The organism is Paenibacillus sp. FSL K6-4396, assembly GCF_038002525.1.
In the GTDB taxonomy this organism is placed as follows: Bacteria; Bacillota; Bacilli; order Paenibacillales; family Paenibacillaceae; genus Paenibacillus; species Paenibacillus amylolyticus_B.
Map to the genome: position 1 here is coordinate 2388124 of NZ_JBBOCR010000001.1, position 22197 is coordinate 2410320.

Consider the following 22197-nt stretch of genomic DNA (forward strand, 5'->3'; position numbering starts at 1 on the left):
AAAAGTAATGACTCATATAAGAATACGGAAGTTTATTTCAGCTTATACCCAAGGAGGCATCCCATGTTTATCTCCCCCCGACATCAACGATATTTCATGACATCACGTGATCAGCCGCTGCCCCTTTATATTGAGAGCCTGGGTTATAACGGCAATCAGGAGAAGGTGTCAAGACCTGTGGGGTATCCCTGTTACCACTGGCTTCAGACCGTGAAGGGAGCCGGAGAATTCAAGTTTGCCGGGTCCACGGTCATACTGGGGGAAGCATCAGGTATTTTGCTGCCACCGAATGAACCGCATGAATATGTGCGCGCCCAAGGAGAGTGGGAGACCCTTTATATTACATTTGGCGGTTCCCAGTGTCCGGCAATCTTGGAGCCACTTAGTCTGGGTGAAGCGGCGTTCCATCAGTGGGAGCAGAGCAGTCCGTTCAACGATTACGGCCAGGAAGTGCTGAATTCAATCAGAAGTGATCAGGATTTGTCGGGACTCGAGGCGTCAGCGGATATATACCGATTTTTGATTTTGCTCAAAAAACATGGCATGACGGGCAATCGGTCTTCGATCTCTCATGCCGTGGAGAGACTCGCTCCGCTCATTGCATTCATGGAACAGCATTATGCGAATCCTGAGATTGGTCTCGAACATATGGCTGACGTCACGGGGATCTCATCCAGACATCTGAACACCTTGTTCAAGCAGTCCTTTGGCATGACAGCCTACAGTTATTTCATTTTGCTGCGCATTCGCAAAGCCAAGGAAATCATGACCGCAGACCATAGACCCACGATTAGAGAAACTGCAGTTAGGGTAGGGTTTCGCGATGCAAGCCATTTTGTAGCAACCTTTCGCAGGATTGAGGGGGTGACTCCTGAACAGTTCCGTAATTTGTACTAACATGTACCCAAATGAACAAAAAGTGATGCCAGGAAGGTATTGATGCGTTAGGGTCATTACCGTTATGATGGTATCGATTCCTGAGATTCGAAAACGTTTAAACGGACCCATGTATCCGTTCTATTTGGAGAGGATGATTGAAGATGACAACAACGATACCCTTATGGGATCATGCTGCACCATATGCAGCCCAGGGCCATGAAGACGAAATGCCACATTTGATTCCATTTATTCACCCTGGTTCAGAGAGCGCTGTCATTGTGTGTCCAGGTGGCGGTTATGGATTTTTGGCTGATCATGAAGGTGCTCCAATAGCTGAATTGATGAACCGTGCAGGTATAAGTGCATTTGTCCTGAAATATCGGGTGGCGCCTCACCAGCATCCTGCACCGATAACAGATGGTCAGCGTGCCATACGTTATGTTCGTGCGCATGCTGAGCAGTATGGTATCAACCCTGCCAAGATTGCAGTACTCGGTTTCTCCGCAGGCGGACATCTCACAGCAACATTGGGAACGCTATATGACGAGGGACAACCGGATCATGAGGACCTCATTGAACGCCAGAGTTCACGCCCGGACCGAGTTATTCTCTGTTATCCGGTCATTACGATGGAGTCCTATGGACATGCCGGTTCCCGTGAGAATTTGCTTGGGTCTGATGCGTCTGCCGAGCAGATCAAGGCTTTCAGTGCGGAGCAGCAGGTGAGAGCGGATGCTCCTGAAGCGTTCATCTGGCACACCAGCGCTGACCAGGCAGTGCCTGTAGAGAATAGCTTGCGTTACGCACTTGCATTGGGTGAGCATGGCATTCCCTATGATTTGCACGTTTTTGAAAAAGGTTCACATGGTCTTGGATTGGCTGAGGACAACCATGCGATTCGGGTATGGTCGGATCTGTGTCTCACATGGCTCAAGAATCAAGGCTGGTAATTTTTCTGGCCGGTATCAAGTGAACGGTCCTGACTAATCGAGTAATCCGTATATTAGCGCTTTGAAGCGAAGGAGAAAATAACGATGAAATTGCAAAAAAACGACAAGCTTTTGTTTATCGGGGATTCGATTACAGATTGCGGTCGGGAGCATCCTGTAGGTGAAGGCAGTTCAGGTCTGGGCCATGGTTACGTAGCGCAAGTGTATGCCCTCTTGCGGTCCATCTATCCGGAATTGATGTTGCGTGTCCAAAATGTGGGTAATGGTGGAAATACGATTCGTGATCTGAAACAGCGCTGGGATCGTGATGTGCTTGACCTTAAACCGGACTGGCTGACGATCATGATTGGCATTAATGATGTATGGCGTCAGTTCGACAACCCATTGTCAACAGACTCACATGTGTTTCTTGAAGAATACGAATCCACATTGCGTGAACTGGTGGCTTCGGTTCGTCCCAACCTGAAAGGTCTGGTACTAATGACGCCTTATTATCTTGAGGCCAATCCGGAAGATCCGATGCGGGCAACGATGGATATCTACGGAGAAGCGGTACGCAGGGTAGCCAGTGAGTATGATGCGGTGTATGTGGATACACAGGCTGCATTTGCTCCATTTTGGGATCATTTCTATACGTCTGTGTTGACTTATGACCGGGTACATCCAGATGCAACGGGCCATATGGTACTGTCCAAAGCATTCTTGGATGCCATCGGATTCGAATGGTCAGGCGGCGTCAAATCTGAATAAGGACGTGATGGCATGAGCGACGTAACTGTAGCAGTACAAACCCCGGCATTACTGGGGGAAGGACCAAGCTGGGATGCGGAGAACAATCGATTATTGTGGGTAGATATTGAAAGCTTTAAGGTGCATGTGTATGATCCGGCTACAGGGCAGGATCAGGCTTATGATGTCGGTGAACATGTCGGGGCTGTTGTTCCCTATCGTGGTGACGAAGTTTTGGTTGCTTTACGCAGTGGATTCCATACGTATCACTTGCATACGGGTGAGCTGCATGCCATTGAGGACCCCGAACAAGATAAGGATACCAATCGTTTTAATGATGGAAAATGTGATGCGAAGGGCCGCTTCTGGGCAGGCACGATGAGCATGAATAATGAAAGCAAAGCCGGATCGTTGTATTGTTTGGAGCAAGGGCAACCCGTTCGCACAATGGTACAAGGTGTGTCTACATCCAACGGCCTGGGCTGGAGTCCGGATCGGCAGACCATGTATTACATTGATACCCCGACACGTTCTATTGACCGGTTTGATTTTGATCTGACGGCAGGTACGATACAAAATCGGACAAGTGTCATTCACATACCGGAGGAATTCGGTTTTCCGGATGGGATGACGGTTGATGGTGAGGGCATGCTGTGGGTTGCGCACTGGGGCGGAGGAAGAGTCACTCGCTGGAACCCGCATACATCAGAACTGTTGCAACAGATCGAGGTGCCGGCAGATCAGGTAACATCCTGCTGTTTTGGTGGACCGGATCTCGAAGAGTTATACATTACAACAGCACGTATAGGGATTAAGGAAGAACGTCTGAAAGAGACACCGGATGCGGGCTCACTTTTTGTCATCAGACCGGGGGTTAAAGGGCAGGAGACTCACACTTATGGTAGCCAGAAATAAACAGGAGCCTATGTAGTGAACCTTAGTGAACTTCTGTCTTGTTTGCCAGGTAAGATACGATTTCATTTTTTAATCTTATATAAAATGTACAAAGGTGCTGCTCTAACAGCATCTTTTTTTGATTTAGATTATCGTCTGTATAGAACAAAAATAAAACGACTTTTCATTAAAGTAACGGACCAAATAGTTCCATTATGTGGTATTATTTGGATTGAAGATAAAACTCTACGGAGGACGTATTAAATATGTAGGAAAGGGTGTAATTATGAAATTAAATCATCTGAACCTAACAGTTACTGATGTTCCAGCTGCTCGCGAGTTTTTAGAGACTTATTTTGGTATGACATGTGAAGGTACGAGAGGAAACGCATTTGCAGTTATGTTTGATGATGAAGGTTTTATTCTCACCCTAATGAAGGGTAAAAACGTACTCTATCCAATGACTTTTCATATCGGATTTCCCCAACCGACCGAACAAGAGGTTGACAGGATATATAGACTTTTGAAAGACAATGGTTTTGAAGTAGACGCACCTAAGCATGCACACGGTTATACTTTTTATGTTGAAGCCCCTGGTGGATTTACTGTTGAAGTCTTGTGTTAATCTATATCCCATTGAAGTCGCTATTTTAGCGGCTTTTTTGTTGTATAAACAAGTTTAAACACTGAAAAAAATTTACAAAAATCGGAATTTCGACAGAGGGGTTTGGAGATTGCCAGCGAATGTTATTTATTGAAAGTATTATCCAGATAACCACGAATCAAGAACAATTATGTAAGCGCTTAACGATATGACTGGAAGGGGGTGAGGCTTCTTGTATCAAGGGATGCATTGATTCGTCTGGCACGCCATCATCAGCACGATGAGACAGCGGGGATAGACCGAAATGCAGTAACGAAGTAGAAGAGGAGGATAAGTTGATATGAGAACGTTTATGGGGAAATTGCGAATGATGAGCCTGACGGTTGCCGTAGTAACCGCCTCGCTGGGAGGACTTGCTGGAACAACAGCGGCGGCACCAAGTGAAGCTTATGAGTGGAAAAATGTGGTGACGGGTGCAGGAGGCGGGTTTGTACCGGGCATTATTTTCAACGAGTCGGAAAAGGATCTGATCTATGCCCGTACAGATATCGGGGGAGCCTATCGCTGGAATGCGGCTGACGAGAGGTGGATACCCTTAACGGATTTTGTCGGCTGGGATGACTGGAACAAGAATGGTGTGGACGCACTGGCTACGGACCCAGTTGATCCTGATCGGGTGTATATGGCAGTTGGGACGTATACGAATTCGTGGGACCAAAATAATGGCTCCATCTTGCGCTCTACGGACCGGGGAGATACATGGCAGACCACAACACTTCCGTTCAAAGTTGGCGGCAACATGCCGGGACGTTCAATGGGAGAACGTCTGACCGTGGACCCAAATGATAACAGTATTCTGTATTTCGGTGCACGAAGTGGTCATGGGTTATGGAAAAGTACCGATTACGGTGTGACCTGGAACGAAGTCACAAGCTTCCCGAATCCGGGAAATTATGTGCAAGATCCTTCGAATGAATATACCAGTGACATCGTAGGTCTGGCATGGATTACGTTTGACAAAACAACAGGTTCGGCAGGGCAAGCAACCCAGACCATCTATGTGGGTGTTGCGGATAAAGCTCAAAGCGTGTATCGCAGCACAAATGGCGGCCTGACCTGGTCAGCTGTTGCTGGTCAACCTACAGGTTATCTCCCGCATCATGGTGTGTTTGATTCAGACGGCAGCCTCTATATTACCTACAGCGATGGTGTTGGACCGTATGATGGGGCAAAAGGTGACGTGTGGAAACTGAATACGTCGACAGGTGTCTGGACCAACATCAGCCCTGTTCCAAGCAGCAGCACGGATAATTATTTTGGATATGGCGGATTGGCTGTTGATGCTCAGAATCCCGGTACATTGATGGTTGCGACATTGAATTCCTGGTGGCCTGATGCCACGTTGTTCCGCAGTACAGATGGCGGAGCGACGTGGACACGCATATGGGAATTTGATGGATATCCGAACCGGAAGTTACGGTATACACAGGATATTTCGGCAGCGCCATGGCTCACATTTGGTACCAATCCTGCCCCACCCGAAACAACCCCGAAACTGGGCTGGATGATCGGTGATCTGGAGATTGATCCGTTTGATTCGGATCGCATGATGTATGGAACAGGTGCTACGATCTATGGAACGAAGAATCTGACAGACTGGGATGATGATGAAAAAATCAATATTTCAGTGATGGCGAAGGGGGTTGAGGAGATTGCCGTACTGGATCTGATTAGCCCGCCAAGTGGTGCACATTTGATAAGCGGGGTGGGGGATGTCTCCGGATTCCGTCATAACAATCTGGACCAGGCGCCAGCTACCATATTTACGAGCCCGAACTATTCTTCCACAGAAAGTCTGGATTTTGCAGAGTTAAGTCCAAATACGATGGTTCGCGTAGGTAAAGCAGATTATGCTGCTGATCCAAATGCAAAATCCATTGGTTTGTCGAGTGATGGGGGGACTACGTGGTATAAGGCCAATGCAGAACCTGCCGGCACAACCGGAGGGGGGACTGTAGCCATCTCTGCGAATGGTAACCGACTCGTATGGAGCACGTCAGATAAAGGTGTACATTATTCGACTGGCGGCAATTCATGGACGGCAAGTACGGGCATACCTGCACAGGCGAAAGTGATTTCGGATCGTGTGAATCCAAACAAATTTTATGGATTTGCAGCGGGTAAAATCTATGTGAGTGTGAACGGTGGTGCTACTTTCACGGCATCATCTGCGACCGGACTTCCGATGGAAGGAAATGCCGATCTGGATGCCGTTCCAGGTGTCGAAGGCGAACTCTGGTTTGCAGGTGGTAGTGAGGAAGAAGGTCCTTATGGATTATGGCATTCCACAGATTCAGGAGCGACATTCACAAAGCTTGCCAATGTAGAGGAAGCAGATAGTATCGGATTTGGTAAAGCGGCCCCTGGGCAGAGCGTTGTTGCGTTATACACGGTTGCACAGATCGATGGAACACGTGGATTCTTCCGCTCCGATGACGGTGGTGCCAATTGGGTTCGTATCAATGATGATCAGCATCAGTATGCTCGTGTAACCACAATTACGGGTGATCCGCGTTTGTATGGAAGAGTATATCTCGGAACAAATGGCCGCGGAATTTTGTATGCTGACCGTGTTGGAGGTAACAATGGCGGGGGTACTCCAGTGACCAACTCTGCGATTACACCGGTTACATCCGAATTTGATCGCAAAGCAGGCAATCAGGTTAATATTCCAGTCACGTTAACACTTAACGGCAATACACTTGCATCCATCCGTAACGGGAATGCAACGCTGGTTCCAGGTACAGATTACACGTTGACAGGCAATGAGGTCGTATTAAGTAAAAACTACCTGGCTTCACTGCCAAATGGCGCAGCGACGCTAACCTTTCAATTCAGTGCAGGCGACCCTGCGACCTTGAATCTGCTCATTAAAGACACGACAGCTGCACCTGTTGGAACCATACGCATTGAGATGTTTAACAGCAACACTTCAGCGACGGGCAGCTCGATTAGTCCCAAATTTAAACTGACAAACACAGGTACTACAGCCATGAATCTGTCTGATGTGAAAATCAGATACTATTACACGATAAATGGTGAACAGCCTCAGAACTTCTTCGCTGACTGGGCGACAGCTGGCAGTTCGAATGTAACAGGCACGTTCAGTGCACTCAATCCAGCTCGGACAGGTGCTGACCACGTGCTTGAGATTGGATTCACAGCTTCCGCTGGAACTCTGAGTGCAGGACAAAGCACGGAAATCCATACGCGCATCTCCAAGAACAATTGGACCAACTATACGCAAACGGATGATTATTCTTTTGCAGGTAGTCAGACTTCCTATACGGACTGGTCCAAAGTCACCGGTTATATCGCGGGAAGTCTCCAATGGGGAATTGAACCATAAGTGAGTGATTTAATGAAATAAAGGATTGAAATAGGGGTCCTGATTCGCCAGATGATCAAATGGCGAGTCGGGGCTTCTTATTTTGTCGAAATATAGTGTAAACTATAGATAGTTACCATTGCTTAAAGGATCGTTTTAGGATATAAAAAGATGTACAATTAATTTGAAATTAATGTAACCGCTAACACTGGAAAGTGTTTATAACCGATATATAATAGTTGGTATAGCCTGTACAGATATAGAGGAAAGATTAGACAAGGGGGTCGCGATCATGAACCGGTTGTGCAAGGTGCTGATTGTTGACGATGAGTTTCTGGTAAGACAGGGCATAAAGCACCATATGAACTGGGAAGCGGAAGGATTTATCATTGTGGGTGAAGCTTCCAACGGTGAAGAAGGATTACAGCAGGTGAACCTGTTAAAACCGGATATTGTGATCACCGACATTGTCATGCCTGTCATGGATGGCGAAACGTTTGTCCGTACACTAAAAGCCAGTAATCCGCAGATTGAAGTTATTGTACTTAGCAGCTTCAGTGAATTCGAGTATGTACGTTCAACGCTTCAGCACGGGGCAGCCGATTATATACTGAAACCCAAGCTGGATACAAATGAATTATTGCAAGTCCTTCAACGCACAGCGGGTAAAATTCCGGAGCTACAGTTTGAGCCGTCGCACGATGGCTGGAGACTGGGGCAATTGATGGAGAAGATGCTGTCCGGATTTACACTGGATGAAGATAGCGAAATGCCGATCATTCGAGATACCTTTCCGTATGAATCCTTTCGCTTGCTGGTGTATAAACCCGTGGGTGCTGGAGGGAATCCGCTGAAGATGGATCAGGAACAGATTGAATCCAAGCTCCGCAGTGATCTGCCTGAAGTAGAATGTGCAATGGTTCCCGCAGAGGGTACATTACCTGTGATGCTCCTTAATGTCGATCCTGCGAGAGATGAATGGATGCTTGAACGGATCAGACAGTTGGCCAGTGAAAATGTAGCAGGAGAAGGCAGTCCTGGTTGGGTGCTTAGTGAAAGCTTTACTTCATTTGAACAGATGGGTGTTGTTTACCGGGAACGCCTGATTAAGCTGATTGAATATCGTTTCTATTATAAGGATCGACCAATCCTGGTGTATGGTGAACTGCCTCCAATGCATCCCGCAGGTTACCAGTTTAATGTGAATATGTTTTTGCAGCATGTGAAGCGTAACCGGGTCGAAGCGGCAAGGGAGTATTTACAGGATCATGCAAAAACACTTGGACGGGATTATATTGCCGATGTGTTTGAGATCAAATCATTTCTCGGTAACTTGATCTTCAACGTGACCATTACCCTCGCAGATATGGATGTCCAGTCTGCCGGGCTGGAAGAGAGCAAATATACGTATTTTAAAAATGTGGACGGGGCTTCAAGCCTGGACGAAGTCATGACTGTGCTTGACCAATTCATGACGGAAGTTCAGGAGTGCACCGTTGGTGCGGGTGGAAAACGAAGTGATCCCAACATGAAGATGCTGCTGGATTACATGCATGAGCACTTTGATCAGCCGCTCGGGCTTGCTGAAGTAGCCAAGCACTTTCATTTTAATCCATCGTATTTATCCAGTTATTTTTCATCTCACAAAAAAGAAGGATTTAATGAATACTTAAACAAAATTCGGATTGAAAAAGCCGAGGAACTGCTCCGATCCGATGATGTAACGATCTCTGAGATTAGCAGTATGGTAGGTTATTCCGATCATAGTTACTTTTGCAAAGTATTCAAAAAATTCACCGGATTATCACCAAGCCGATACCGGCGCAAATTCTGGGCATAAAGTCAGAAGGATAAGATCATGAAGAAATGGATGAACCAATTATCTCGTCTCGGATTGTTTCCTAAGTTGTTTCTGGTTATGGTGGTCAGTATTGTCCTTGTTTCTGTACTCATCTTATGGACGACCATTCACATGTCAACCAATCTGTTTACTGAGACGTTCAGTATCACAAACTCCAAGGTGCTTAATCAGATCAAAACAAATTTTGAATCCTTTAATGAGGCCATTGCTGCCGTATCGAATAATGTGACGCAGAGTGGATCGATCCGAGGATTCCTGTCCGAAGGAGATGCCGATTCCCTCACGATGGCCAAATCCTTCTATAATATGAGGGAAACGATGGATCGAATTCAATCCATCACAGAATCCTACGAAGTTGGGATAACAATTATCGGGATTAATGGACGGAGCTATTCCACGAATCGTGCTCACCTTGAGTTGTCCGTGGATGAATTGAAGCAGGAGCCAATTACGATGGAAGCCGCTGAGACGCCGAGTCGTCTTATCTTTGATGTTTACCAAAACGAGGCAACGCTTGGGAGTCAGCAGATGATCTCTGCGACGAAAGCGTTGACGGACCGAACACGTGGCCGGATATACGGTACGCTTTATGTCACGATGAGAGAAGACATATTCCGGCAATTTTACAGCAGCTTTACAAGTCGTGGCAATGATGTGGTCATTATGAATGAAAAAGGTGAGATTGTATCATCGAATCGTGAAGACTGGATCGGAACAACTCAGCTGGATTTGTTATCGTATGCCCGGGATATGAACAACAACTCTCCGAGAAGTATTAATGCTCGTGTGATGGATCAGGATAGCGTTGTGCTATCCGAGTATTTACCGTTCTATCGGTTTTATATTGTCAATGTCGTGGATAAGGATCTGGCGATGGGTCAACTTATCGATATGAAGACGGTTGCCCTGATCTGTGCAGCTATCGTTGTAGGAGCACTCATCCTTGTGTTTCTCATCACCAGCCAGATTACCAAGTCACTGCGCAGACTTGTGAAGCAGATGTCCAACATTACAAAAAGTGATCTGGACAACTATATTCCGGTGAGCGGAAGCTACGAGAGCAGGCAGCTTGGTCATGCTTACAATTACATGCTTGATGAACTGCATGATTATGTGGATCAGTTAGTACAGACACAGCATGAACAACGGAATGCAGAGCTTGCGGCATTACAGAGTCAGATTAATCCTCACTTCTTGTACAATACACTTGCATCTGTCAAAGTTCTTGTGCAACAAGGCAACAAAGACAGGGCTGCGGAGACGATTAATGCATTAATTGGATTGTTGCAAAATACGATCAGTGATGTGAGTCAGACTGTTACAGTGGAACAAGAAGTCGAGAATTTGAAAAATTATGTCTTCATTAATCACGTCAGATATGGTGGCCGGATTAAAGCAGCTTTCTACGTTGCTCCGGATTGTACACACTATCATGTACCCAAACTGGTGATCCAGCCGTTTATCGAGAATGCATTTTTCCATGGATTCATCAAGAAAGAAACGGGTACGATTCATGTCATGGTTTCCAGAGCGGGAGAATCACTCATCTGTGAGATTATGGACAACGGGGATGGAATTGAAGGACTTGTCATGGGAGAAACGTTGCCCAATCCAAAGAACAATCGTCAACTATTCAGTGGTATCGGTATTCGCAATGTCCATGACCGTATTGAGTTATTATATGGTTCACCTTATGGTGTCACCATTATGAGTACGGTTAGGGAAGGAACGAGAGTCACCGTTACACTACCTTTAATCACGAGTTGAATCGAAACCCGATTCGATTAAATACACTTAAAATCGAGATCCTTCGCTTCTGTTTTCTACAGAGTCGGGGGATTTTCACGTGTCAGAGGTAAAGCGGGTGAAATCATTTTTGTACTATTTCAAGATCAAGAAATTACAAAATCAAAAGAAATTACAAAAAACCAAATTTAATGCAAACGGTTTCTGTAAAGGTTTTCATTGTGGCAATAAGATGACAAATCCGCACAAAATTATTACTAACGAATGGAGATATGGGAATGATAAGATGAATACATCGAAAGCAACCGCTTTCAGAAAACGCAAACAAATTACACACAAAGAGGTCGAAGGGGAGTTGAATGTTTTGAAAAAAATGTGGGTATTGATGCTCGTTACAGTACTGCTGTTGTCCGCATGTTCATCCGGTGGCGGAGGTAAATCCGCTAGTGGTGGTGACGAAAAAACAAACGAAATCACGGTCTGGGCTTGGGACAAAGCTTTTAACGTAGCTGCAATGGAAACAGCAAAAGAAGCATATCAAAAAGCAAATCCTGATGTGAAAATCAACATCATTGAATACGCTCAAGCTGATATCATTCAGAAACTGAACACAGGTCTTAACTCCGGAACTGCCAGCGGTCTTCCAAACGTAGTTCTGATTGAAGACTATCGTTCACAAAGCTTCCTGAATGCATATCCTGATGCGTTCAAAGATCTGTCTTCCAGTATCACGGCTTCCGATTTTGCAGATTACAAACTCGGACCAACAGCGTTTGATGGCAAACAATACGGAGTACCATTTGACTCCGGCGTTGCTGGTTTGTACTACAGAACAGATCTGCTGGAGCAAGCTGGCTACAAAGCAGCTGACCTGCAAGACATCACTTGGGATGACTACATCCAAATTGGTAAAGACGTAAAAGCTAAAACAGGTAAAGAGCTTCTTTCTCTTGACCCGAATGACCTTGGTTTGATTCGTATGATGATCCAAACTGCAGGTAAATGGTATTCCGCAGAAGATGGTAAAACACCTGACATTGCTAATAATGCTGCTCTGAAAGAAGCGTTTATTACTTACAAAGCAATGATGGATGCCAACATTGTTAAATTGCACTCTGACTGGAGTCAATTCGTTGCGAACGCCAATAACGGTAGCGTAGCAACAATTCCTACAGGTAACTGGTTCTCACCATCTGTACGTCAAGAAGCTTCCCAATCCGGTAAATGGGCTGTAGCTCCAATGCCAAAAATGGCTGGTCAACCAAACTCTGTTCACGCATCCAACTTGGGTGGTAGCTCTTGGTATGTTATGAACAACGTTCCTGGTGCAGATCAAGCAGCTGATTTTGTAGCAAAAACATTTGGTTCTGACAAACAATTGTATCAAGATCTGTTGAACAACATCGGCGCAATTGGTACGTACAAACCAGCAGTTGATGGTGACGCGTATGCCAAAGCAGACGAGTACTTCGGCGGACAAAAAATCTTCACAGACTTTGCGAATTGGACGAAAGAAATTCCAAGCGTAAACTATGGTATCAACACATATGCCATTGAAGATATTCTGGTTGTAGAAATGCAAGCATTCCTGAACGGTAAATCAATCGATGACGTTCTGGCTGATGCACAAAAACAAGCTGAAGCACAATTAAACTAAGATACCCAAGGTAACTTATAGAACCCTAGGAAACATCGGAGCCGTCTCCCACGTCCGGCGCAAGTCGAACCGGATATGGCGAGAGGCTCCGTGGGTTCTACCCATGTTCCATGGAGAGAGAGGAGCCATACTGTGAAAGCCATGAATACAGGAGACAGTCTCCAAAAGAAAAATAATTTGACTGGATGGGCTTTTGTTTTGCTGGCTGTTGTCGGGATTGTTGCATTTTACTTCTACCCGATGATTCAAGCGCTGCTCTTATCGTTCAAGTCTGGTGTAGGAGCCAATCTTGAATTTTCGGGCCTTTCTAACTACAAAAGATTGTTAGTTGATACAACATTCCGTACAGCATTATCGAATACTTTTATCTACTTGATTATTCAAGTGCCTGTAATGATTATTCTTGGTTTGTTTATTTCCGTATTGCTGAATGACAGCACACTACGTTTCCGGAGCTTCTTCCGTACAGCGATTTTCTTGCCTTGTGTAACTTCATTGGTAGCGTACTCTGTTGTATTCAAATATTTGTTCGCACCAGATGGAATGGTGAATCAATTCCTGATGGGCTTGCACATTATTGGCGATCCAATTCAATGGATCACAGACCCGTTCTGGGCTAAAATTACGATCATAATCGCCGTTACTTGGCGTTGGACCGGATATAACATGATTTTCTATCTGTCATCCCTGCAAAACATCGATCAATCGATCTATGAAGCTGCAAGAATTGACGGAGCGAATGCTTTTACACAATTCTTCAAAATCACTGTACCTTTGCTTAAACCGATTATCCTTTTCACGTCCATCACATCAACGATTGGTACATTGCAAATCTTCGATGAGATTATGAATATTACCAAAGGTGGTCCAGGTAATGCGACCATGTCGATTTCACAATACATCTACAACCTTTCGTTCAAATATTCACCGGACTTCGGTTATGCAGCAACAGTGTCGTATTCCATCGTAATCTTGATTATTGTATTGTCCATCATCCAGTTTAAAGTGGCAGGTGATAATAAAAATGGCTAAAGCTAAAGCAAAACGGATTTTCACGTATGTGTTCCTATCCATCGTCGCCTTTGTATCCATTTTCCCTTTCTTCTGGATGCTGGTCAGTTCAACGAATGCATCTGTCGATGTAACGAAAGGCAGATTGTTACCGGGTTCAGCTTTCATTGATAACTTCAACAAACTGATTGATTCGACAAATCTGGTACAGGCTCTCGGAAACTCGGCGATTATCTCTGTAGTCTCCACTCTCTTGGCACTGTTTATTGGTTCCATGGCAGGTTATGGCTTCGAGGTATATCGCACGAAGTCTCGTGACATTGTGTTTAATATCCTGTTGTTATCCATGATGATCCCGTTTGCAGCGATCATGGTACCACTGTATCGTATGTTTGCAACAATCTCGGGAGTTGCACCGGTTATCGGAATCAACACGATGGCAGCAGTGATCTTGCCAACCATCGCAACAGCGTTCCTGATCTTTTTCTTCCGTCAGAACACCAAAATGTTCCCGAAAGACTTGCTGGAAGCTGGACGTATTGATGGTTTGAGTGAACTCGGCATCTTCTTGAAGATCTATATGCCAACCATGAAAACAACATATGCAGCGGCAGCAATCATTACATTCATGAGTAGCTGGAACAACTATCTGTGGCCACTCATTGTATTGCAAACACCTGACCAACAAACGATTCCACTGTTGATCTCAAATCTGGGTGCTGGTTATTCTCCGGATTACGGAGTAATCATGACAGCAATCGTGATTGCAACACTGCCTACAGCAATCGTTTTCTTCATCATGCAGAAACATTTTGTTGCAGGTATGGTAGGTTCCGTGAAGTAATGAAAACAGCATAATCCGTGCAAATGACGGATGCAGGAAAGAAGAGAGGGCGCTGTTATGGCGTACCTCTGTCTTTTTTGTTTATGTAAAGCAAAAGGAAATCCAGCGTAAACCTTGAATAAGTCAAACTATAACGTTTTAAAGGGAGAGAGAGCCGATGAAAGCAACAAAGGCAGATATCAACTGGTTGGGGGACGTAAGTGTATTTGAGGTGAACCGTCTTCATGCCTATTCCGATCACCGTTACTACCAAACAATGGACGAGGCTGTAGGTTCAGGCGCGATGTCCATGCGTTATGATCTGAATGGTACGTGGAAATTCAACTATGCAATTCGTCCAGACAGCCGTTCTGAGTTTTTCTATACATCCGATTTTTCCAGTGAAGGCTGGGATGATATTGAAGTTCCGGGGCATATCCAACTTCAAGGATACGGACAGATTCAATATGTAAATACACAATATCCTTGGGATGGCTTGAACGACATTCGTCCACCAGCATTACCACAGGATAAAAATCCGGTTGGAAGTTACATTCGCACATTCCACCTGCCGACAGGTTGGGAGTCGAATCCGGTATATATTTCTTTCCAAGGTGTAGAGTCTGCATTCTATGTATGGCTTAATGGACAATTCGTAGGGTACGGGGAGGACAGCTTCACGCCATCTGATTTTGACCTGACACCATTCCTTCAGGATGGAGAGAACAAACTCGCGGTTGAGGTGTATCAACGCAGCACAGGCAGCTGGCTGGAAGACCAGGATTTCTGGCGTTTCTCCGGCATTTTCAGAGATGTGTATCTGTATACCGTCCCGACAGCACACGTACGTGATGTTCATGTTCGCACAGATCTGGACAAGTCCTATACCAACGGTACGTTGCAAGTGGATCTGAAGCTGGAAGGAAAAGCGGTTGCAGGAGCACGTGTAGAGGCTGAACTTCGCGATCGTGAAGGTAATACCGTTAAAACGTTTGAATCCAAAGTTAACGATGGACAAGTAAGTCTTCGGGAAGATATTGGTACAGTGAATCTGTGGAGCGCAGAGATTCCATACTTGTATCGTCTTTATATTCGTGTATATGATGCTGCGGGTACACTGGTTGAGGTTGTTCCTCAAGCCGTTGGTTTCCGTACATTTGAAATGATCGATAAAGTGATGCACATCAACGGTAAACGTATCGTATTCAAAGGTGTGAATCGCCATGAGTTCAACCCGCGTCGTGGACGTGCGGTTACGAAGGAAGATATGCTGTGGGATGTTCGTACGATCAAACAGAACAACATGAATGCCGTACGTACGTCACACTATCCAAACCAAAGTCTTTGGTATGAGTTGTGTGATGAATACGGACTTTATGTTATTGACGAGATGAACCTGGAGACACACGGATCTTGGCAGAAACTTGGCGCCGTTGAGCCTTCATGGGTTATTCCAGGTGACAAACCGGAGTGGCATGATATCGTTATGGACCGCGCTGTATCCATGGTGGAGCGTGACAAAAACCATCCGTCCATTCTGATCTGGTCTTGTGGTAATGAATCACATGGTGGTGAAGTCATCTACAAAGTATCCCAATACTTCAAATCGGCTGATCCAACACGTCTGGTACATTATGAAGGTGTATTCCATGATCGCCGTTTCGATGAAACAAGTGATATGGAGACTCGCATGTATGCCAAACCGGCGGACATTGAGGAATTCCTGAATGCAAACCCGACGAAACCTTATATTAGCTGTGAGTACATGCATGCCATGGGTAACTCTATTGGCGGTATGCACAAATATACGGAGTTGGAAGACAAATATCCGATGTATCAAGGTGGATTCATCTGGGATTACATCGACCAATCCATTTATAAAAAAGATCGTTACGGCAAAGAGTTCCTCGCTTATGGTGGAGATTTCGGTGATCGTCCATCAGACTATTCGTTCTGTGGCAACGGTATTGTCCATGCTGATCGTAAAGTAACTGCGAAAATGCAGGAGGTTAAATTCCTGTACCAGAACATCAAGCTGTTCCCGGATCGTGAAGGCGTCAAAATCGTAAACGGTAATCTGTTCGCAGATACATCTGTATTGGAACTGGTATACAGCCTGGAGCGTGAGGGACATGAAGTGCTGCGTGGAACATTGGAAGTGAACGTGGATGCGCAAAGCGAGACAGTAGTTAAGCTTCCGCTGGGTACAGAATCCCTGGTGGGCGGCGAGTACGCTGTGAACACCGCATTTGTGTTAAAAGAAGCTACACTGTGGGCTGACAAAGGCGAAGAAGTGGCATTTGGACAGTTTATTTTCACACAGGATCAGGTAAATGATGCAGCCCAGACGGACCTGAACCTTGTAAGTGATGTACAAGTGGTTGAAGGTGACGTTAACATCGGTGTTCGTGCTGGCAAAACGCATGCGCTGTTCTCCAAACAGTTTGGCACACTGGTTTCCCTAAAATTGTCCGGTCGTGAGACCATTGCTGTACCACCTGCACCGCTCTTCTGGCGTGCAATGACGGATAATGACAAAGGAATGGCGATGGGCTTCGAACTGGGTGCCTGGTATGCAGCGAGCCTGATGCCACGTTCTGTAGAGTGGAAAGCGGAACAGAAACCGGATCAATACCGGATCGAGTTCACGTACAAGCTCAACATTTCGGAGGATGTACAAGTGAAAGTGGTCTATACTGTACATGCAGATGGAAGCGTGCGTGTGCATAATACGTACAAAGGTACAGCTGGATTGCCTAACCTGCCAATCCATGCATTGTCCTTCAGAACATCACCTGACTTCGAAAACGTGGAATGGCTCGCGATGGGACCCGAAGAAAACTATGCAGACCGCGCATTTGGCGCACGTCTAGGCATCCATGGCAGCAAGGTAGCTGATACTGTAGCTCCATATCTGGTACCACAGGAATCGGGCAACCGTACTGGCGTTCGTTGGGCCAAATTGACAGACAACGCGGGACGTGGCTTCAAAATTGAGGCATCTGGAACTCCGGTTGAGCTGAATGTATCACCATATACAGCATTTGAGCTGGAGAACGCACAACATGCGTACGAATTGCCTCCTGTGCACTATACGGTCGTGACTGTAGCGGGTAAACAAATGGGTGTTGGCGGTGATGACAGCTGGGGTGCTCCGGTTCATCCAGAATACCTGATCCCTTCGGACGGCGAACTGACATTTGAATTTGTTATTCGTGCACTGTAAGTAAAAGGATCGTACAGAATAAAGAATGTATTCTATTAAGAACAGAGGTCTTCGCTCATCGGAGGCCTCTGTTTTGTTATGTCAACGAACAGCTTGAGAGGCTTTATATGAAACCGTTCTCTCTCCAACCTCGTAATGTACGAGACAGGAAACATAAGAGGGGGGTTCAAGATGAGTAAAAAAGCAAAGACAGGTATATGGGTGACGGTGTTGGTCTTCTTGGGTATCATTGTTGGATGTTTCATATGGTATTTCAATACCGCTTCAGGTGAACGTGCACTCAAAACGATGAGGTCCAATAACTCGGGTGGCCTGGAGAGGGTTGTTAAAGTGTACAGCAATAATGGTGAATTGATTCAGACCTATGATGGCAAGATTGACGTGGAAGATACGGAATACGGCAATAAAGTATTATTTGATCTCAATGGGAAACGTGTCGTGATCTATAATGCAACGATTGTTGTTGAAGAGAAGTAAAGCGTAAATTGCCAGTCTTGACGAAGCGCTGGTTTGGAATTGGGATAACACCTTATCTCTTATATGGTAAAATTAAGGGAATAATATAAGGGTCGGGTGAGATTTTTATGGTGGATATGTACCTCATAATCCTTGTTGCTATCTTGGGAATGATCCTGTTCTATAGCTTTATCGCTTATTTCTTGATTCGCTTTATTTCAAAAAAAGCATTCAAGCTGACGTTAACCAAATATGAAATGATGGAGATTATGACTTGGCTTGCTGTGCTGTTTATCACCTTCATGATGATTAAGAATGGTTCGATTAATCTTCTCTTACCGGTTGTTCTACTTATCATTCCATTGATCAATTTACGACTTTCCAATCGAAAACATCGAGAGCCGAACTCGTAAGGCCTTGCTACGTTGGGGTAAGGCACAAGAAGGATGAACATAGGAAAGGTTGACGGAGATTACATCACTAGTCAACCTTTTTCAGTTGCATTATGAATGGTGAAAATGAATGGGAGGAGTTCAATAATGATCTTCGGAAAGTCAACGGATACTTCAGGTTTAACGCAGGTTGCCAATCTGTCGGATGAGCTGCAGCCTGTTTTTGATAAAGTAAAAAGCAAGTATCAAGTCGTTGATATAGAACTCTTCTTTGTTTTCAGGTGCCTTCCTGAAGAATACGAGAGAAGGTCCACAGTCAGGCATGTGAAGAAGGAGAATGTCATCTATTTTGATCTGGTGGTCAGTGAGGATCGGTATAAGACATTAAGCAAAAGCAAACAACGGTATGTGTTAAGCCATGAGTTTTATGCTTTTTTGAGTGAAAAGATTATGAAATACAAGATTGAACATCTAGATTCAAATGAATTTATCGCAAATATGGGCATGTGGCTGAGGGAGATCGGATGGTTACAGACCGAAGAGGAAGCCGAAATAAGTGATTTTGAAGAAAAATATAACTAACATAATAAATGAAAACTTAAACAACAAAAAGAAGCCCTCTTTCGAGAGCTTCTTTTTCATGGGAGAGGAGAAACCGGACGAAGAGCTTATGGGGAAACGTAAGTCTTCTCCGCGGTTGTCTACGACACTTGTGATGTCGATAATTATAGAATCGCCCGATTGTTTCCTTTTTATACATATGCGTCAACAATTCGTCAACAATTTTCCAAGGGAAATGAAGACCGCACATTTTTCAAACTGAACCCGAGTGTGGTACGATAGTCGTATCAATAAACTTACATAGAGAAAAGGTGACTCGTCAAGTGAGAGTGGTATCTGGGAGTGCGAAAGGCAGGCCTCTGAAGGCTGTTCCTGGCACGGGTACGCGGCCAACCACCGACAAGGTGAAGGAAGCGTTATTTAGCATGGTTGGTCCTTATTTTGAGGGCGGCACAGCATTGGATCTGTTTGCAGGCAGTGGAGGTCTCGGTATTGAGGCGCTGAGCCGCGGCATGGACAAGGCTGTTTTTGTTGATTTGGAATCAAAAAGTATTGAAGTTATCCGCATGAATCTGAAGGCGACCAAGCTGGAAGACCAGGCGGCTGTATATCGTAATGATGCAGGTCGGGCATTGAAGGCACTCGCCAAGCGAGGCACAACGTTTGATCTGGTGTTTCTGGACCCGCCATATCGCATGAAAAACGGGCACGAGTTGATGTTAACCATGCACGAACTGGAACTTCTGGAACCCGAAGCAACCATCGTGCTTGAATATGAATCCAAACATGATTACCCTGAGCAATTCGGCCCGTTTGAACAAACGCGCAAGGCTTTGTATGGGGAGACGGCAGTATCCATCTATTATTATGCGCCAGAAGCAGTTGAAGATGGAGAATCCATTACACTGGAAGAGGAGGCTCCTCATGACTGAAATGATACATCGACAGGAACGGATCGCCGTATATCCTGGAAGTTTTGATCCCGTAACGATGGGGCATTTGGATATTATCGCCAGAGCGTCGAAGCAATTTGATCGCGTCATTGTGGCTGTGTTGAACAATATGGGCAAAAATCCGCTGTTTACGGTGGAGGAACGCAAGGAACTGATTACGGAAGTAACCCGCCATCTACCGAATGTCGAAGTGGACAGTTTCCGCGATCTGACAGCCAATTATGTCCGGCAAAAGGAAGCTCAGGTCATCGTTCGTGGTATACGCTCGGTAACTGATTTTGAATACGAGTTGCAATTGGCGTCGACTAACAGCAAGTTGAATCCGGATGCGGAAACGATATTTATGATGACCAATCCGAAGTATTCCTATTTAAGTTCCAGCATCGTCAAAGAAATCGCTCATTATCATGGAGATGTTACAGATCTTGTCTCACCTGAAGTGGAAGCTGCGCTCCGTCAGAAAATCAGCGAGAAAACCGGCGGTTAAACCAGAAGGTAAGACCCGAGAGACTAACCATGACTGCAAGAAGTAACGCAAGACCCATGCATGCAGCAGGGAAGACACTCCAAATGGTGTTGATCGTGTATGTGTTACCTGGACTATGTATGAGTAGCCAACCAAATGGTGTTGAGAGGTCTTGCTCTGCATTCGTCTGTAATGTGGTCCAGACTTCTGTGCTATAACGGCTGAACGGCATCCATAGGAACAGACTGATGAAAAAGGCGATGAATCCATGAGTCAGACGAACTCCAGCAAAGTACAACATCGATTTGCTGCCCGGACCAGTTGTTTTCAGGACAGTAGAGACTTGCAGATGGGAGCATAAACCACCCCATCCAAGAACGGCTGCAAGTAGAGATATGAGCAGCATGGGTGTTAATGAAGTCTGGCTCAAATGATAGGTGCCGAGGTGAAGCTCGAAGAAGGCTGGCCACAGCGCAGCAGAGGACCCGGGAGTCAGATAAAGGGAGACCAACCGGATAAATACGGCAAAACCGATCATGTATCCCCCAGTCATCATTAAGGTCTGCACAGCTTGGGATACGGTGTCACCGAGCAGTTTGCCAAATCCTCTTCCATCACGACGATGGGCTTCTCTGGCTGCAATCATCATATCGGACCATATACTGCGTCGTTTGGACGTTGCGTGGTGGGGTGTAGATGAGCGACTTATGGAACTTACAGGACTTGCAGGGCTTGCAAGCTGAGAATGAAAAGAGTTGTTATCTGCTTGCGCGGCTGTGGAGCCAACCCTGTTTGTCTGGTTACCCGGTGCTGGCAGGAGGCGTGTGGCAAGAATGGCAGCAATCCAGCCGCTGATCCAGTGGACCACGAGTAAAAAATATCCGGCCGCTGGCTGGTGGAGAAAAGCAGCACCAACGACCAAAATGATCATCATTGGATTGGCAAAATGAGATGCCGCCGCAAGGACAACCGCCTGCTTGGCGGTAATTTGTCTATCCTGAAATAAACGGGATACCGCATCTGCTCCTGCGGGGAATCCGCCGCACATGCCAACGGCAATCGCCAGACCTGCGTTGCCTGGGAGTCTGAACCAGCGTTGCATTAACGGTCCAAGCAAGGCGCCGATCGCGTGGGTGAAACCAAACGCAGTGAGCATTTGGGATAACATGAGGAACGGGAGCATGGCAGGGAAGATTATTTTCCACCATATATCCAGACCTTGAATAGAGGCGTCAAACGCTTCTTTGGGGGACGCAACTACCGCAATGACCAACATTAAAGCGCCGGTGCTTAGGATTATCGTTCGTAACGGGCCAGAATCTCTAACCTCGCTCTGTAATGTCATCGTTTCACCTCATATCAGATAACGCCGATTTGGCATCTGAATCGTAATGGACGGCCGAATGACGCCCGAAGGGCGGTTCGGCCTTGACCGGACAGGCTATTGTATACAGCGGCCTATCCGGCCTGTACCATTGTATGCACAAGGACCAGAGTGTTAGACTTGAAAAAATGATTAAACAAGATCAGCTGAGTATCTGCATTACAAAGAGCGTGAATCCAACCGGAGAATCGAAGTATTCACAAGGTGGAATTACGAT

Annotated in this window: 18 protein-coding genes; 17 read left to right on the plus strand and 1 reads right to left on the minus strand. The window is 45.7% G+C overall.

Annotated features, from left to right (window positions below):
* The first annotated feature begins 63 nt into the window (after nt 1-63).
* The 17 genes from MHB85_RS10820 (at nt 64) to coaD (ending at nt 20617) form a co-directional block, all read left to right on the plus strand.
* Nucleotides 64-897, plus strand: coding sequence for an AraC family transcriptional regulator (locus MHB85_RS10820; RefSeq protein ID WP_192132373.1), 834 nt, complete (start codon nt 64-66; stop codon nt 895-897).
* A gap of 143 nt (nt 898-1040) precedes the next feature.
* Nucleotides 1041-1829 (plus strand): alpha/beta hydrolase, encoded by a 789-nt coding sequence (locus MHB85_RS10825; protein ID WP_192132371.1) that lies wholly within the window; start codon nt 1041-1043, stop codon nt 1827-1829.
* A gap of 84 nt (nt 1830-1913) precedes the next feature.
* The gene (locus MHB85_RS10830) at nt 1914-2579 is read left to right on the plus strand and encodes an SGNH/GDSL hydrolase family protein (protein ID WP_047842445.1); all 666 of its coding nucleotides are present in this window, start codon (nt 1914-1916) and stop codon (nt 2577-2579) included.
* Between the two features lie 12 nt (nt 2580-2591).
* Complete coding sequence (locus tag MHB85_RS10835; RefSeq protein ID WP_192132368.1) at nt 2592-3473, plus strand: SMP-30/gluconolactonase/LRE family protein; 882 nt, start codon at nt 2592-2594, stop codon at nt 3471-3473.
* Nucleotides 3474-3738: 265 nt separating this feature from the next.
* Complete coding sequence (locus MHB85_RS10840; RefSeq protein WP_192132552.1) at nt 3739-4077, plus strand: VOC family protein; 339 nt, start codon at nt 3739-3741, stop codon at nt 4075-4077.
* A gap of 319 nt (nt 4078-4396) precedes the next feature.
* Nucleotides 4397-7465 carry a X2-like carbohydrate binding domain-containing protein gene (locus tag MHB85_RS10845; protein WP_445739031.1) on the plus strand — a complete coding sequence of 1023 codons (3069 nt, stop codon included), beginning with the start codon at nt 4397-4399 and terminating at the stop codon, nt 7463-7465.
* Nucleotides 7466-7736: 271 nt separating this feature from the next.
* Nucleotides 7737-9284 (plus strand): response regulator transcription factor, encoded by a 1548-nt coding sequence (locus MHB85_RS10850; RefSeq protein ID WP_091017361.1) that lies wholly within the window; start codon nt 7737-7739, stop codon nt 9282-9284.
* 18 nt (nt 9285-9302) lie between these two features.
* Nucleotides 9303-11072 carry a cache domain-containing sensor histidine kinase gene (locus tag MHB85_RS10855; protein WP_341072904.1) on the plus strand — a complete coding sequence of 590 codons (1770 nt, stop codon included), beginning with the start codon at nt 9303-9305 and terminating at the stop codon, nt 11070-11072.
* 352 nt (nt 11073-11424) lie between these two features.
* The gene (locus MHB85_RS10860) at nt 11425-12708 is read left to right on the plus strand and encodes an extracellular solute-binding protein (protein WP_223199980.1); all 1284 of its coding nucleotides are present in this window, start codon (nt 11425-11427) and stop codon (nt 12706-12708) included.
* A gap of 141 nt (nt 12709-12849) precedes the next feature.
* A complete protein-coding gene (locus tag MHB85_RS10865; protein ID WP_036610887.1) occupies nt 12850-13740 on the plus strand; it encodes a carbohydrate ABC transporter permease in 891 nt (296 codons plus the stop codon).
* Nucleotides 13733-14563 carry a carbohydrate ABC transporter permease gene (locus MHB85_RS10870; protein ID WP_036609483.1) on the plus strand — a complete coding sequence of 277 codons (831 nt, stop codon included), beginning with the start codon at nt 13733-13735 and terminating at the stop codon, nt 14561-14563. The genes MHB85_RS10865 and MHB85_RS10870 overlap by 8 nt, the downstream gene beginning before the upstream one ends.
* Before the next feature lie 157 nt (nt 14564-14720).
* Nucleotides 14721-17768: a glycoside hydrolase family 2 TIM barrel-domain containing protein gene (locus MHB85_RS10875; protein WP_341072906.1), complete on the plus strand. Its 3048-nt coding sequence runs from the start codon at nt 14721-14723 to the stop codon at nt 17766-17768.
* Between the two features lie 171 nt (nt 17769-17939).
* Complete coding sequence (locus tag MHB85_RS10880; protein ID WP_017689244.1) at nt 17940-18245, plus strand: hypothetical protein; 306 nt, start codon at nt 17940-17942, stop codon at nt 18243-18245.
* 116 nt (nt 18246-18361) lie between these two features.
* Nucleotides 18362-18637 carry a hypothetical protein gene (locus MHB85_RS10885; protein WP_341072908.1) on the plus strand — a complete coding sequence of 92 codons (276 nt, stop codon included), beginning with the start codon at nt 18362-18364 and terminating at the stop codon, nt 18635-18637.
* 126 nt (nt 18638-18763) lie between these two features.
* Nucleotides 18764-19198, plus strand: coding sequence for a hypothetical protein (locus tag MHB85_RS10890; RefSeq protein ID WP_192132366.1), 435 nt, complete (start codon nt 18764-18766; stop codon nt 19196-19198).
* 302 nt (nt 19199-19500) lie between these two features.
* Nucleotides 19501-20109, plus strand: a complete 609-nt coding sequence (gene rsmD / locus MHB85_RS10895; RefSeq protein WP_210107767.1) for a 16S rRNA (guanine(966)-N(2))-methyltransferase RsmD — start codon at nt 19501-19503, stop codon at nt 20107-20109.
* A gap of 1 nt (nt 20110) precedes the next feature.
* Nucleotides 20111-20617, plus strand: coding sequence for a pantetheine-phosphate adenylyltransferase (gene coaD, locus MHB85_RS10900; protein ID WP_341074217.1), 507 nt, complete (start codon nt 20111-20113; stop codon nt 20615-20617).
* Here coaD and MHB85_RS10905 read toward each other — a convergent pair.
* Nucleotides 20595-21941 carry a nucleoside recognition domain-containing protein gene (locus MHB85_RS10905; RefSeq protein WP_091017349.1) on the minus strand — a complete coding sequence of 449 codons (1347 nt, stop codon included), beginning with the start codon at nt 21939-21941 and terminating at the stop codon, nt 20595-20597. The two genes, coaD and MHB85_RS10905, sit on opposite strands and share 23 nt — an antisense overlap.
* Nucleotides 21942-22197: the final 256 nt, after the last annotated feature.

What these genes read in the sequence shown, in the direction of transcription:
- MHB85_RS10825 (WP_192132371.1), top strand. Translation starts at nt 1,041, where the DNA reads ATGACAACAACGATACCCTTATGGGATCATGCTGCACCATATGCAGCC.
- MHB85_RS10830 (WP_047842445.1), top strand. Translation starts at nt 1,914, where the DNA reads ATGAAATTGCAAAAAAACGACAAGCTTTTGTTTATCGGGGATTCGATT.
- MHB85_RS10870 (WP_036609483.1), top strand. Translation starts at nt 13,733, where the DNA reads ATGGCTAAAGCTAAAGCAAAACGGATTTTCACGTATGTGTTCCTATCC.
- MHB85_RS10855 (WP_341072904.1), top strand. Translation starts at nt 9,303, where the DNA reads ATGAAGAAATGGATGAACCAATTATCTCGTCTCGGATTGTTTCCTAAG.
- MHB85_RS10835 (WP_192132368.1), top strand. Translation starts at nt 2,592, where the DNA reads ATGAGCGACGTAACTGTAGCAGTACAAACCCCGGCATTACTGGGGGAA.
- MHB85_RS10890 (WP_192132366.1), top strand. Translation starts at nt 18,764, where the DNA reads ATGATCTTCGGAAAGTCAACGGATACTTCAGGTTTAACGCAGGTTGCC.
- MHB85_RS10875 (WP_341072906.1), top strand. Translation starts at nt 14,721, where the DNA reads ATGAAAGCAACAAAGGCAGATATCAACTGGTTGGGGGACGTAAGTGTA.
- MHB85_RS10850 (WP_091017361.1), top strand. Translation starts at nt 7,737, where the DNA reads ATGAACCGGTTGTGCAAGGTGCTGATTGTTGACGATGAGTTTCTGGTA.
- MHB85_RS10885 (WP_341072908.1), top strand. Translation starts at nt 18,362, where the DNA reads ATGTACCTCATAATCCTTGTTGCTATCTTGGGAATGATCCTGTTCTAT.
- MHB85_RS10880 (WP_017689244.1), top strand. Translation starts at nt 17,940, where the DNA reads ATGAGTAAAAAAGCAAAGACAGGTATATGGGTGACGGTGTTGGTCTTC.
- MHB85_RS10905 (WP_091017349.1), bottom strand. Translation starts at nt 21,941, where the DNA reads ATGACATTACAGAGCGAGGTTAGAGATTCTGGCCCGTTACGAACGATA.
- MHB85_RS10860 (WP_223199980.1), top strand. Translation starts at nt 11,425, where the DNA reads ATGTGGGTATTGATGCTCGTTACAGTACTGCTGTTGTCCGCATGTTCA.
- MHB85_RS10865 (WP_036610887.1), top strand. Translation starts at nt 12,850, where the DNA reads ATGAATACAGGAGACAGTCTCCAAAAGAAAAATAATTTGACTGGATGG.
- MHB85_RS10845 (WP_445739031.1), top strand. Translation starts at nt 4,397, where the DNA reads ATGAGAACGTTTATGGGGAAATTGCGAATGATGAGCCTGACGGTTGCC.
- coaD (WP_341074217.1), top strand. Translation starts at nt 20,111, where the DNA reads ATGATACATCGACAGGAACGGATCGCCGTATATCCTGGAAGTTTTGAT.
- MHB85_RS10820 (WP_192132373.1), top strand. Translation starts at nt 64, where the DNA reads ATGTTTATCTCCCCCCGACATCAACGATATTTCATGACATCACGTGAT.
- MHB85_RS10840 (WP_192132552.1), top strand. Translation starts at nt 3,739, where the DNA reads ATGAAATTAAATCATCTGAACCTAACAGTTACTGATGTTCCAGCTGCT.